Annotated in this window: 9 protein-coding genes and 1 riboswitch; all 9 genes read left to right on the forward strand. The window is 53.7% G+C overall.

All coding sequences use genetic code 11. The features are described from left to right. Window positions 1–325: 325 nt before the first annotated feature. The 9 genes from J4772_RS37375 (at window position 326) to J4772_RS00630 (ending at window position 12,326) form a co-directional block, all read left to right on the forward strand. Window positions 326–1,951 carry a response regulator gene (locus J4772_RS37375; RefSeq protein ID WP_209073747.1) on the forward strand — a complete coding sequence of 542 codons (1,626 nt, stop codon included), beginning with the start codon at window positions 326–328 and terminating at the stop codon, window positions 1,949–1,951. After that, a complete protein-coding gene (locus J4772_RS00595; protein ID WP_209073748.1) occupies window positions 1,938–2,297 on the forward strand; it encodes a hypothetical protein in 360 nt (119 codons plus the stop codon). Before J4772_RS37375 ends, J4772_RS00595 begins: the two co-directional genes overlap by 14 nt. Next, the gene (locus J4772_RS00600; protein WP_209073749.1) at window positions 2,273–3,754 is read left to right on the forward strand and encodes an extracellular solute-binding protein; all 1,482 of its coding nucleotides are present in this window, start codon (window positions 2,273–2,275) and stop codon (window positions 3,752–3,754) included. The genes J4772_RS00595 and J4772_RS00600 overlap by 25 nt, the downstream gene beginning before the upstream one ends. Before the next feature lie 113 nt (window positions 3,755–3,867). Next, the gene (locus J4772_RS00605) at window positions 3,868–5,469 is read left to right on the forward strand and encodes an alpha-L-fucosidase (RefSeq protein ID WP_209073750.1); all 1,602 of its coding nucleotides are present in this window, start codon (window positions 3,868–3,870) and stop codon (window positions 5,467–5,469) included. A 20-nt stretch (window positions 5,470–5,489) separates the two neighbouring features. Next, window positions 5,490–5,753: a hypothetical protein gene (locus tag J4772_RS00610; protein WP_209073751.1), complete on the forward strand. Its 264-nt coding sequence runs from the start codon at window positions 5,490–5,492 to the stop codon at window positions 5,751–5,753. Window positions 5,754–5,780: 27 nt separating this feature from the next. Next, window positions 5,781–6,707 (forward strand): metallophosphoesterase family protein, encoded by a 927-nt coding sequence (locus J4772_RS00615; protein WP_209073752.1) that lies wholly within the window; start codon window positions 5,781–5,783, stop codon window positions 6,705–6,707. A gap of 195 nt (window positions 6,708–6,902) precedes the next feature. Further along, window positions 6,903–9,368, forward strand: a complete 2,466-nt coding sequence (locus J4772_RS00620; protein ID WP_209073753.1) for a GH116 family glycosyl hydrolase — start codon at window positions 6,903–6,905, stop codon at window positions 9,366–9,368. An 11-nt stretch (window positions 9,369–9,379) separates the two neighbouring features. Then, window positions 9,380–10,372, forward strand: a complete 993-nt coding sequence (locus tag J4772_RS00625; protein ID WP_181917920.1) for a LacI family DNA-binding transcriptional regulator — start codon at window positions 9,380–9,382, stop codon at window positions 10,370–10,372. A 241-nt stretch (window positions 10,373–10,613) separates the two neighbouring features. Next, complete coding sequence (locus J4772_RS00630; protein WP_209073754.1) at window positions 10,614–12,326, forward strand: hypothetical protein; 1,713 nt, start codon at window positions 10,614–10,616, stop codon at window positions 12,324–12,326. Between the two features lie 683 nt (window positions 12,327–13,009). After that, a riboswitch (cyclic di-GMP riboswitch) is annotated at window positions 13,010–13,109 on the forward strand. Window positions 13,110–13,153: the final 44 nt, after the last annotated feature.

Genomic DNA, 13,153 nt, shown 5'->3' on the forward strand with positions numbered 1-13,153 from the left:
CAACATCAACGCAAAGATGGCGCAAGCCGTTCCTATCATAGGAACAGCTTGCGCCATTTTTTTCTGATCTTGGCTCAAGCGAATTGTTCTGTTGATAATGAATTGCTAGCGGTGCTTGCCACACTAATGATTGGAAGTGCAATGTTCGGGGTTGCCTATCAGTAAACCAATTGTCCCGGCAGAAATTGTTGAGTTTGCGAGTGTGTCATGCGGACTTTAAACGAGCGAATGAATTGCCGACATTAAAACCAGACAAAGCGGCGGCAAGGAAATTTTGTACTCGTACTTAGTAATCAGTTTCATGTTCATCATGGAGGCGACGTAGATGTTCAAGGTTTTGATAGCCGAAGATGAAATGCTCGTCAGGGTAGGACTGAAAAACGCGATTGAATGGGATAAGTTCGGAATGACCGTGATCGCGGACGTGCCGAACGGGCAAGAAGCCTGGGAGGTGTACCAACGGGACGCACCCGATATCGTCATTACCGACATCAAGATGCCGGTCATGGACGGCATGGAGCTGATCGGACGCATTCGCGAGACGGATCAGACGACTAAAGTCGTTATTTTAACCTGCATGGAGGATTTCGATCTGGTGCGCAAAGCGCTTGTTCATCACGTTAGCGAATATATTTTGAAGCTGGAGATGACTCCCGAGCAGATCGAGAAGCTGCTAAGACGGCTTCAGCACGAAATGAAAACTTCCCCTCAGCGCCCGTCTCCCCAGCACTTGGAATCGGAGCACGACGCGGTGAAGGAGAATTTGATTAAAGACTATTTGTTCTGCAACGGATACACCGAGCGCGAGTTCGCCGCCAAAGTGGACTACTTACAGCTGAACCTAAAGCCGACGCGGATGATCGTATGCGCCATGGAGATCGATCAATACTGGCGTTTGCGCGATCGTTTTCAAGACCAGAAGGGGCAATTGACCCGCAGGTCGTTGCTGAACGTGCTGAACGAGGTGTTGCGAGGCTACGAGCGCGGCGAAGTGTTCCATGACGAGGAAAGCCGTTATGTGATGCTATTCAGCTTTCACGATCTATTAAGCGAGCAGCAGATCTATGAGAATTTGTACAAAATCATCGACCATATCCGCAAAGTGATGTCCACCTACTTTAACGTGACCGTCTCCTTCGGCATTAGCGACATTCAGTCCGGGTACGGCGCATTAATTCGGCAATATCGGCAAAGCATTCAAGCGCTGGAGAGGAAGTTTTTTTACGGGCCCGGAAAAAACGCATTCGTCGAACGCGGAGACAACGAGCTCATTGGCGGGGAGCTGCGAGAGAAGCTGCTCGGACTTGCCGAAGGCTGGGAGGTTGGCGACGGCTACAAAAAATTGCTCGCGGAAAAGATTCATGCATTTCTAGACGCCGGCAGCGCGTTGTCCAAGCAAGAGGTGCAGAAGCAATTCATGCAATGGCTGCTCTGGCCGATCAGCACCTTGCATCTGGCTCGCACGAACCGGATCGAGTTTTTTACAACGTATGCCGATCGGATCATGAATGCGGAGACGCTGGATGAAATGATCGAGGCTTACCGGCAGTATTTGGCCGAGCTGGCCCGGCTTCACGCGCAGAAACGGACCGTCAGCAGGGAGATCAACAATGTACTGCAGTTTATCGAAGCCAATTATGAGCGCGACATTACGCTGGAGGAACTGGCCGAGCTTGTCCAGATGAGCCCGAATTACTTGAGCGGTCTGTTCAAAAAAGAGATGCAGCAAAATTATGCGGACTATCTGGTGCAGTACCGCATCGAGCAGGCCAAGGAGCTGCTGCTAGGCACCTACTTGAAAACGTACGAGGTAGCGGAGAAAACCGGTTTTACCAATCACAGCTACTTCAGCCGGGCCTTCAAAAAAATAACGGGCAGCAGTCCCCGCGAGTTCCGTCGGCAGTGGATGGTGGATTGGTCGAAAGCCGGTGAGTCGGATGATCAGGAATAGGTTGTTAAAGCTTTCCGGCGCGAGTCTGCAGACAAGCCTTAGCTTATCGTTTATGATCATGAGCGTTGTCGTGCTGATCGTCAGCGCGGTCGGCATCTACTTCGGCGTGCAGGATATTTGGCAGAAGCGCTCGGAGAAATCGACGCTGCAGCTGTTCGAGCAACTGCAGTACAGCGTTGACGTCATGCGTCACGATGCGGACAAGGTATCCAAGCTGTTTCTGATCGATCCGGACATTCAGGAATATTTGGAGACGATTTCGGACAAAGCGATCCCGTCGCCAAAGAAATCGAGAGAAGGACAGGCGTTACGCTCGACACGATGGCGGCCGACGAAAACAAACTGAAGCTGATGCTCGCCGACGGCGATTTGCCCGACATTCTGATGGTCGACCACAAGTATATCAAGCAAATGATCGAAGGCAATCAAATTATAAACATAGACGACTACTTGAAAACGAGCGGACAGGACATCGAGAAAGGAATGCCCGAGACGCTCGAATACTTCAGACAAAACATGAGCGAAGGCCAGAACAAGCTGTACTTCCTCCCCATCCATACCGGAACCTATTCGGACGTAGGCGCGGCCGCTCCGCAGTATGAATATTCGGTCGGATTTTGGACGCGATGGGATATGTACCAAGAGCTCGGCGCTCCGGAAATCAAGTCGACGGACGATTTTCTCAACTTGCTGGCCGAGATGCAGAAGCTTTATCCGAAGACGGAGGACGGTAAGAAGGTATACGGCGTATCCGCATATAACGGCGGTCTCTGGCCGTTCATTATTCAGAACGCGTTTGCGGACGGGTATTTCAACGGTCCCGGTACTTATGTGCAGGATGCTCAAGGCAACGCCTATGAGCTGCTGACCGACGAGAGCAGCACGTTCTGGAACAGCATGAGGTACTTTTTCAAGGCGAACCAGATGGGGCTGCTCGATCCCGAAGCGTTCACGCAGCAGATGGACCAGTACAGCGCCAAGCTCGACAACTTGCAGCTGTTGTCCAGCATCGCCAACTGGTGGACAGGCGGCGGGAACAAGAAGCTGGCCGACGCAGGCAAGCCCGAAGCCGGCTACGGCATGATTCCGATTACCGGAACGCAGATTTATAAAGGCGGATTCTCCCCGACAGGCTGGAGCGGCAAATACTTGGCGATCTCCAAAAACTCGAAGCACCCGGAGCGGGCCGTAGAGCTGCTAAACTTTATGTTCTCGCCGGAAGGCTCAAGATTGGCGGCCAGCGGCGTGGAAGGCGAGCATTGGAAGATGGTCGACGGCAAGCCGGAGATGACGGACGAGACGATCAACCTGTCGAAAACGATGGAGAAATTCGGAGATACGACCGGGATCGGCAAATACGGCAATTTGCAGGGACTTGACGATTTTGTCGTGAATCCGGCCGACGGCGAGCTGGTCAGTCTGTTCTATACTCCGAAAGTGTTCCAAACGAAATTAACGCCGCTCGATAAGGCATACAGCGAGCATTACGGAGCAGCCTACCCCGGCGAGGCGCTCGAAAAGCTGGTGCAGGAAGGAAAAATCTCGTGGGGCGCATTCGATACGACGGTGCAGACCGGACTCGCCAGCGCTCCCGACGATATTAAGCGGATCGATGCGAAGGTCGAAGAACTGGTGAAGACGACGATGCCGAAAATTATTTTGTCCAAGGACGAGGCGGAATTCAACAAGGTCAAGGAAGAATTCCTGGACAGCCTGAATAAGATAGGCTATGACCAATCCAAGCAGTTCTGGGCACAGAACTGGAAGGACTCGCTTGCCAAAACGGCTGTACTGAAGCGATAAACGCGATCGGGCGGAGGAGACGAGTTGAATCGACTTCAACTCAAGTCGTCTCGCCGCCCGACTCCTTTTTCCCCTATCCATAACGAGCTAAGAGAGAAAGAAGGTTTGATGAAATGACCGTAAAGCTGGCAGTGCCTACGCCGCAGCAGGTGCAGTGGCACGATACCGAAATCGGCATGTTTATCCATTGGGCGCCCAACGTCTATCAGGACCAGGAGTACGACGATCTGTCGACGCCGCTGGACCGGATCAATTCGTCCGAGCTGGATACCGAACAGTGGGCTTCCGTCGCCGAATCGCTTGGCGCCAAATATATCGTAATGGTCGCCAAGCACGTAGGCGGATTCTGCATGTGGCAGACGGATACGTGCGATTATGGCGTCAAGGACACGCCTTGGAGAGACGGCAAGGGCGATGTGCTGCGCGATCTATCCGAATCCTGCCGGAAGCGGGGGCTCAAGCTCGGTATCTATTTAAGTCCGCAGGATATCTATAACGGGGCGCAGCTCGCGGGCCGGTGCGAAACGCCGGAGGCGCAGGAAAAGTACAACAAGATTTACCGGACTCAATTGGAGGAAGTGCTGAGCCGATACGGGGAAATTTTCGAGGTATGGTTCGACGGCGGGCAAGAGATCGAGGTCGGCGATATTTTGGAGCGCTATGTTCCGAACGCGGTGTATTTCCAGAGCAAGCATGCCTCCATCCGCTGGGTCGGCAACGAGGAAGGGATCGCCACCTATCCGGCCTGGAATGCGGTAAGAGCCGATTCAGAAGCGGCCAGAGGGTTGGGCACGATTCAGCACAGCGATCCGAACGGAGAAATCTGGATGCCGATGGAATGCGATGCGCGCATTCGGAACACGTGGTTTTGGAACACGCAGAATGAAGGCACGGTCAAAAGCCTGGATCATCTGATGGAGCTGTATTACAGGTCTGTCGGCAACGGCGCCGTTCTTCTGCTCAATGCCAACCCCGATCCGACCGGCCAAATTCCGGAACCGGACGCGCGGCGGGCGAAGGAGTTCGGGGAAGAGATCCGCAAAAGGTTTGCCAATGCGCTTTGCGAGGCCGGCGGTTCCGGGGATACGCTGGAAATTGAGCTGAAGGAGCCTACCGCAATCGACCATATTGTTATTTGCGAGGATATTCGTTACGGCGAACGCATTCGCTCCTATGAAGTGCTTGGCTTCGACGGGGAGCAGTGGCTGAAGCTGTGCAGCGGCACAGCGATCGGGCACAAGAGAATCGAGCGGATCGCCGAGGCGACGCTGCACAAGCTTCGGCTAAACGTGCTGAAGGCGGTGGACGAACCGAGGATTGCAAGCTTGACGGCGTATTACACCGGAGCGGCTTCCGTATTCAGCCCGAACAACATTCGATCTGAGCGGCAAAAGGTCGGCGAATGGGGTCCGGAATTGTTCATCTATAAGGTCGACCGGAAGAGCACGGAGACGTACGACATCGGCGATCTGATCGACGACGCGGGACAGTATGCGCTTTATTTCGATAATGCCGACGGCGGTGCAAGCAGCGTCCGCGCCGAGGGCGTTCGTCTGTTGCTGAACGGTGCTTCCTATCCGCAATTCGTGTCGCAGACCGAGGATCGTTACAGAATCAATATTACCGGTCTGGGGCAGCGCATTCAGTTGGAGTTGGAGCTTTATTGCGAGCTTGGCAATAACGGATTCGGCAACATATGGCTTGAGAAATTATAAAGATAAAGGCGTGAATGCAAATGATCGACTTACCGGCGGGAAGGCTGCGGATGATCCTCGATTCGGCGGGGAATGTCGTCAGCCTGAAGAGAGTCGGCAAAATCTATGACCGGAATTGGAATCTGCTTCGCGTCGTTCACGCAGCGGCGGACGGTCCTGCCGTTCGAAGCGGAGGGCAGACGATTTCGTTTAGCTGCAAATTTATCGGCAACCCGAAGCCCTTCGTTAGCGTTATAATGATGACCCGGGGAAAGCCGGAAACGGTGCAAGCGCCGGAGCTATAGACATCATGGAAGAAAGAGGGAAGCGGTATGGAACAGGGGCTGCGATTTCGGGAGGACGGTACGTTCACGGTCGTACAGATTACGGATTTGCATTGGAAGAACGGCGATGAGCAGGATCGGCGCACGAGGGCGCTCATGGATGCCGTACTGGAGGCGGAGCACCCCGATCTTGTTGTATTTACGGGGGATTTGATCTCCGGAGAGGAATGCACGGATCCGCGAAGATCTTTAAGCGAAGCGATTGATGCGGCGGAATCCAGAAGTATTCCGTGGGCGGCGGTATTCGGCAATCACGATGCGGAAGGCAGCGTCAGCCGAGCGGAGCTGCTGGACTTCCTGCTTGAGCAGAAGCATAGCTTGACGCAGCATACGGATGGGATAAGCGGCTTCGGCAATTATATGCTTGAAATACAGGGGGAAAGCGGCAAGGCCGGAGCGGCGCTTTATTTTCTGGACAGCGGGGATTATTCGCCGGTCGGCCATATTGAAGGCTATGATTGGATTCGCCGCGATCAGATCGAATGGTATGCCGGCGCTTCGGAGGCTCTGACCGTCCGCAACGGTGGCGCGCCTCTGCCTGCGCTTGCTTTCTTCCATATTCCGCTGCCGGAGTACAATGAGGTCTGGGAGAAGCAAGTTTGCTATGGCAGCAAGCTTGAGCGGGTATGCTCTCCGCTGGTCAATTCGGGCATGTTCGCGGCGCTGGTCGAAGCGGGAGACGTCATGGGGACGTTTGTCGGCCACGACCACATCAACGATTACTGGGGAGAATTGCACGGCATCCGGCTCTGTTACGGACGCGCGACCGGCTACAACACCTACGGGCAGGAGGGCTTCCAACACGGCGCGCGGATTATTCGCCTGCGAGAAGGGGAGCGGACGTTCGATTCGTGGCTGCGGCTCGACGACGGTACCGTTATTGCCGTACAGGATAAGCATCTGCCGGGCGCTTGACTCTAAGCGCGAGTCTATCGATACCCCTCCGCGGAGAGTGGCGAGGCGATCAAAATATAAGCGGAAGAGCGGGAGGCCACAGTGCCTTCCGTTTTATTATTTTTAATAAATTAAATAAATTTATCTAAAATATATTTACTAAAAGTGCAGGCGCGATATAATGAGATCAGAAAGTGGTGAGGAGGAGGCTGTACGATGAGTAACAGAGTCTACAACACGGCGTATACAGGAGAACGCAGCTCCCGCGTCGCTTTTCCCCTTGGAGGAATCGGAGCCGGCATGCTCTGTCTGGAGGGAGCCGGCGCTTTATCCCAATTTTCGCTGCGCCACGCGCCGGATACGGGCAACGAGCCCACCGTATTCTCTGCCGTTTGTATTAAAGGCAAGGACGGGAACATCGCCCGGGTACTCGAAGGCCCAGTACCGTCGTGGAAAGTGATGGGCATACGCACGACTTCAACGCCCGGCTCGGGCGTCGGCTTAATGGGCAAAACCTACGGACTGCCGCGGTTTGCGAACAGCTCCTTTCAGAGCCGGTTTCCCTTCGGAACGGTCGAGCTGACAGATCCCAGGCTGCCGATCTCCGTCGCGATCACGGGCTGGAGTCCGTTCATTCCTCTGAATGCGGACGATTCCAGTCTGCCTGTCGCCGGGCTGGAGTTTGCTTTTACAAATGCGTCCGATGAGCCTCTGGAGCTTGTATACTCTTTCCATGCCGTTCACTTCATGGAAGCGGAGGGCCAGGGCGACCATTGCGTTCGCCGGACGGACAACGGATTCGAGCTTTATCAGCCCCCGGCAGAAGGAAAGCCATGGGTGGAAGGCTCCTTCTCCGCCGCAACGGATCAAGCCGAGACTAAAGTCGACTGCGCGTGGTTCAGGGGAAGCTGGTTCGATCCGGTTACGATGGCGTGGAGATCGGTCGAAGAGGGGGCTGCGGTCGAGAAGCCGGCGATCGGGGAAGGCAGAGCAAGCCCTGGAGGAAGCCTATACGTGCCGCTCGAGCTGCAGCCCGGCGAGCGCAGAACGGTTAAGCTGATGCTGTCGTGGTATGTTCCGGAATCGAATCTGGCGCAGGGCGACGTGGACGATCCTTTAGCGACGGGAGACGCACACAGGCATGAATTGCGGAATTTCCATAAACCGTGGTATGCCGGGAGATTCGGCAGCATGAATTCCGTTGCGGAGTATTGGACGAGCCAGTACGAAAGATTGCAAGCGGAGAGCGAGGCGTTCTTCCGCGCCTTAAGCGACACGACGCTTCCGGAGGAGATGAAGGAGGCCGTAACGGCCAACCTGTCGATTCTGAAATCGCCGACCGTGCTAAGACAAGCCGACGGAAGGCTGTGGGCGTTCGAGGGCTGCGACGATACGTGGGGGAGCTGTCACGGCACCTGCACTCACGTATGGAACTATGCGCAGGCGATTCCTCATCTTTTTCCCGACTTGGAACGCGGTCTTCGCATGACGGAGTTCATCGAAGGCCAGAATGACGAAGGTCATCAGAACTTCCGCATTCCGCTGCCGATTCAGCCGGCGACTCATCTGTTCCATGCGGCGAGCGACGGTCAGCTCGGCGGAATCATGAAGGTTTACCGGGAGTGGAGAGTCGGCGGAAATACGCAGTGGCTGGCGGCGTTATGGCCTCGGGTCCAAGCAAGCTTGAACTATTGCATCCAAACCTGGGATTCCGAAGAAGCTGGAGTGCTGACAGAGCCGCATCACAACACGTATGATATTGAATTTTGGGGCCCGGACGGCATGTGCTCCTCGATCTATCTGGGAGCGCTGAAGGCGGCGTCTCTCATGGCCCGGGCGCTCGGAGACGACCCGGAGCGATATGAGGAAATTTACCGCAAGGGCAGAAGCTATGTGGAGACAGAGCTGTTTAACGGCGAATATTTCGAGCAGAAGGTCGTTTGGGAAGGGCTGAGGGCTTCTGCGCCCGTCCATGCCGATTCCGACATCGACCGGAACCTGGATTACTCCCCGGAAGCGATCGAGCTGATGCGCAAGGAAGGCCCCAAGTATCAGTACGGCAAAGGCTGTCTATCCGACGGAATTATTGGAGCTTGGCTGGCGGAGATGTGCGGGCTTGGAGATATTTTGGATCGGGAAAAGGTAAAAAGTCATCTGCTCAGTGTATACACGTACAATCTGAAGCGAGATTTGTCCGAGCATGCCAATCCGCAGCGCCCCGGCTACGCGTTGGGTCGTGAGGGAGGATTGCTCCTGTGCACTTGGCCTAGAGGAGGAAAGCTCTCGCTGCCGTTCGTCTATAGCAATGAAGTGTGGACGGGAATCGAATATCAAGTAGCCTCGCATCTGATCGCTCTGGGCTGCGTTGAAGAAGGGCTGGAGATCGTACGAATCTGCCGCGACCGTTACGACGGCGTCGTGCGCAATCCGTATAACGAATACGAATGCGGACACTGGTATGCTCGCGCGCTCGCCTCCTACGGGCTGATCCAGGCATGGAGCGGCATTCGTTACGACGCGGTTGAACAGACGCTATACGTATCCCCTCGAGTCACCGGAGATTATTTGAGTTTCTTGTGTACGAACGAAGGATATGGTATAGCAGGAATAAAGGATGGACGACCGTATCTTGAGGTTCGTTCCGGCCGTATCCCCGTGAATCAGATCAAATTGTCGGCATGAAAGGTGAAATTATGAGCGAGAAGAACGAAAGCAGAAGAAAGCCGAGCATTAAAGAAATCGCGGATCGAACGGGGTTCTCTCCCGCGACGGTGTCGCTGGTTCTGAATCAGAAAGGCTCCTTCTCCGATGAAACGAAGCATACGATTCGCCAAGCATACGCAGAGCTTAGCCATGATCGGGCTCTAGCGGAAGGAAGACTGCTGATTCGCGTGCTGATTGAACAGTACGCCTCCTTCGAAACCGATCCCTACTACGGCGAAATCATCCACGGCATCGAGAAGGAATGCAGCCTCCTCGGCTACGAGATGGTGCTCTCCTTTGTCCGGGAAGGCTCCGATTCCCAAGCCTGGCTGAACCAGGTGGGCGGGCTGATTGCGCTCGGCGGCGGCTTGATTACCGATGAGCTTATCAGCGAGCTGCGGCACTCGGGTATTCCTCTTGTGCTCGTGGATAACTATACGCATAAAGGCGACATTCTGTCGGTGCACTCGGATCATTACGGCGCAGGGTTTCTGGCCACGGAATATTTGATCGGCCGGGGACATCGACGGATCGGCTTTATTAGCGGCCCCGTTAAGTACAAGTCGCTGGTTGACCGCTATGCCGGCTATTGCGCCGCGTTGATGGAGCACGGAATGCCGCTTGATCCGCAGTTTATCACTCCGAACTTCGACGACGGCTATATTAAAGGCTACCAGGAGATGAAATATTTGCTTCAACTCTCCGAGCGGCCGACCGCGGTATTCGCGGTAAGCGATCGCGCGGCCTTCGGCGCCCTGCAGGCGATGAACGAAGCCGGGCTGGCGGACGGGGAAATCGAGCTGATCGGCTGCGACAATGTCGGAGGGAGCCAGGGAATGGCCGAGAGGATCGCCACCGTCAATATTCCGCGCCTGGAGGTCGGTCAGATGTCCGTGCGGTTTCTCGTGGAAGCGATCAAAGGGAATGCATTGGTCGGCAAAGTCGTTATACCGGGAACGCTGGCGCTACCGTCCGCAGAGTAGAGCTGCAAATTCGAGGATTGGAAAAAAGATCACCCTATTTCACCCGCCTAGCAAGCTCGGGTTGAAATGGAGTGATCTTTATTTTGTCGGTTTCGGCTCAGTCGAACCTTAAAAGGACTTCGCGCTTCGGTTCTTCCGTTCAGGCTCGAATTCTACTTGCGGAAATTGTAGACGATCCGCGCTATTGGATGGTACAATTTGGTATGTATGTGAATGAATATGAGAATGGGAGGCTCCTTCATTGGATCTTTACCTCAAACGAATTTGGAAATATAAATTTCACTACCTGCTGGCATTTCTGCCGTTGCTTCTTATTTTCCTGTTGAAAATGGTTCCTCTTATTGCCGGAGTTCGTATGGCCTTTACAGATGTGAAGCCGCTCAAAGGTATATTCGGGAGCGAGTGGACAGGTTGGGCCAACTTCGAAGCGCTATTCGGCATGCCGGAATTCGTTAGCGTTCTAGGGAACACGCTCGCGATCAAGCTCTCGTATATGGGCGTCGTTGGAACCGTCGCTCTTATGCTCGCGCTCGCGCTGAGCGGAATTCAATCTGCTCGGCTGCGTAATGCGTTCGTTCTTTTTTTTCTGATCCCGTATTTTATCCCGTCCTCCGTCTTTGCGGACGTAGCGGCGTATCTGTTATCGCCTACGCAATCGATCTTTTCGATAGATAGCCTGCTTCTGACCGATCCTGCGTATTTCAGGGCGATCGTCTACTTGCTAGAAGCTCTGAAAACCTGCGGAATTCCCGTGCTTCTTGCGTTGGCCGCGATTCAAGCCTATCAATCCGGCTCGCATGCGCCCGGAGTCCGGCAGACTTCCACGTTCTATCCCGCTTTACGGGCGCTTGTCGCGTTTTTGCTGATCCAGTTGTCCACGATTCTGTCCACCGATTTCGATCTGCTTTATCTGCTGAACAACCCTCTCGTCTATTCAGTAGGCGATACGGTGGATACCTTCGGTTTTCGGATCGGCTTTATAAATGCCAATTACGGCGTCACCTCGGCGGTGTGGCTGTTTCAGTTTGCGGTTCAACTCGTCTTTACTTTAGCGGCCTATTTTCTTGTGCGAAAATGGTTCCTCCGCGATCTGTTCACCGGCGGCTCTGCTCATGCTTCGGGAGTGAAGCGGGTGAATCTCGGCAAGTCCGCGGACTCCAGTTCGGGTTCAGGCTTCGGTGCTTCTGCAGGGCGCAACGCGCTCGGAATTGTCGTCGCTTCGCTGTATTCGGCGATCGTGCTGTTTTTCCTGTACTTCCTGTTCGTTCATCCTTTTCTTATCGGCGAAGGGGGCGGGCCAGCCTTATCCGATGTCTTCCCGGGGCAAAATTTTATGCTTTTTCTAATCCTGTACGGCACGGTGACCGTGATCGGTCTGTTGATCATTCTCATGCTCGCTTATCCTCTCACCGTTTCTCGGCTGCCCGGTCGCGGACTTTATAAGCTTGTGCTGCTGTTTGTGCTGGCGATCGGAACGGGAACTACTTTACACGAATATATGGCGTATAGGGAGCTGGGCGCGGTCAACACGATTTTCCCGCTGCTGATCAGCGGAGTAGTCGCGATTGTGGGCGTATTTGTGTTGAAGAGCGTCTTTAACGCAAATTACGCTTCCTTAAAGCTGCAGGCCGAGCAGGAGGGACGGGGGGAAATGCATGCCTTTTTCACCCTTTTCGTGCCTAAAGTATGGAAACCGCTGTTGGGGCTTGGCGTACTGAACTTTGTCGGCTTATGGAACTCCTACATTCCGTCTTTCGTTTATACAAGCAATCCCGAACTTTACTCTCCTATCGCCAGCGTCGCTATGTTAAGCAGAAGCATGGACCTGCAGCAATCTCCCGAGATTATGCTGCAGCTGGGAGCTATCGTAAGCCTTCCTTCGGTTATTCTCCTATTGGCCTTGAGCAAGTTTCTGACGTCAGAGGTGTTCTTGGGGGCTTCTCGGCGGCTTTAGCTTAGGGAACCGGATACAGTCGAGAAAGATCACTTGGAACAGCACAACTATGGGCCACGTGAAGCGCCTGTATTTGAGTCAGGAGTTTTGAGCGAACTTCCGGTTTCCATCTACTCTGCACAGAGCTATTTGGTTGAAGATCAACAGGATGGAACCGTTTGGATCTGGATGGAGTACGTTGAGGGAGGGAGAACTTGCAAACACAATCGAGCAGTTTTCTTATATTGCCCGACAATTAGGCCGTGTTAATGGCGCTTACCTCACAGGAATAAAGATGTACCGAATCATGAATGGAGAATGAACCTCTCAAAATACACTGCTCCAAGAGAGACGTAACCAGCTCAATTGCATTATCGCCGTTCACAAGCAAATGGGCTTGGAGGCGGGCTCTTAGAGCTTCTTTCTCCTTTTAAGAGACAAGTTCCCGCAGAGCTCTAGAATTCAGAAACTGTACTTGATTTATATTCCTTACTGCGCACCCCACACCAGCTGTTTTCCTGTCCTCGGAATAGAGCAATTAACTCTATAAAGTCCTAATTCCACAGTCTCCCCTTTTCTCTATCGAAAGTATCAGTTTCTGAAGAAAATAGTAGAACAAAAAAGGAAAATGGTGTAAACTGAAGGGCGAAAGGGTAATTTTACCTATTCAAGAACAATAAACCGCTACGAGATACAGCCATGTGAACTGATAAAGGCAAACCTGTTCGAAAGGCAGGGACGCAAAGCCACGGACCTAAGGTGTCGGTAGAATTCATCGACTGCTATGGCCGCCGGGTTGCCCGCTCGCTGGCTTTTTTTGTTTTCTGAAAACCCTGATTTATCTATTT

It is taken from the genome of Cohnella sp. LGH (assembly GCF_017671885.1).
GTDB classification, from domain to species: Bacteria; Bacillota; Bacilli; order Paenibacillales; family Paenibacillaceae; genus Cohnella; species Cohnella phaseoli.

Excerpts from the sequence above, each read along its gene's own strand:
- J4772_RS37375 (WP_209073747.1), top strand. The coding sequence starts at position 326 with ATGTTCAAGGTTTTGATAGCCGAAGATGAAATGCTCGTCAGGGTAGGA.
- J4772_RS00595 (WP_209073748.1), top strand. The coding sequence starts at position 1,938 with ATGATCAGGAATAGGTTGTTAAAGCTTTCCGGCGCGAGTCTGCAGACA.
- J4772_RS00600 (WP_209073749.1), top strand. The coding sequence starts at position 2,273 with ATGGCGGCCGACGAAAACAAACTGAAGCTGATGCTCGCCGACGGCGAT.
- J4772_RS00605 (WP_209073750.1), top strand. The coding sequence starts at position 3,868 with ATGACCGTAAAGCTGGCAGTGCCTACGCCGCAGCAGGTGCAGTGGCAC.
- J4772_RS00610 (WP_209073751.1), top strand. The coding sequence starts at position 5,490 with ATGATCGACTTACCGGCGGGAAGGCTGCGGATGATCCTCGATTCGGCG.
- J4772_RS00615 (WP_209073752.1), top strand. The coding sequence starts at position 5,781 with ATGGAACAGGGGCTGCGATTTCGGGAGGACGGTACGTTCACGGTCGTA.
- J4772_RS00620 (WP_209073753.1), top strand. The coding sequence starts at position 6,903 with ATGAGTAACAGAGTCTACAACACGGCGTATACAGGAGAACGCAGCTCC.
- J4772_RS00625 (WP_181917920.1), top strand. The coding sequence starts at position 9,380 with ATGAGCGAGAAGAACGAAAGCAGAAGAAAGCCGAGCATTAAAGAAATC.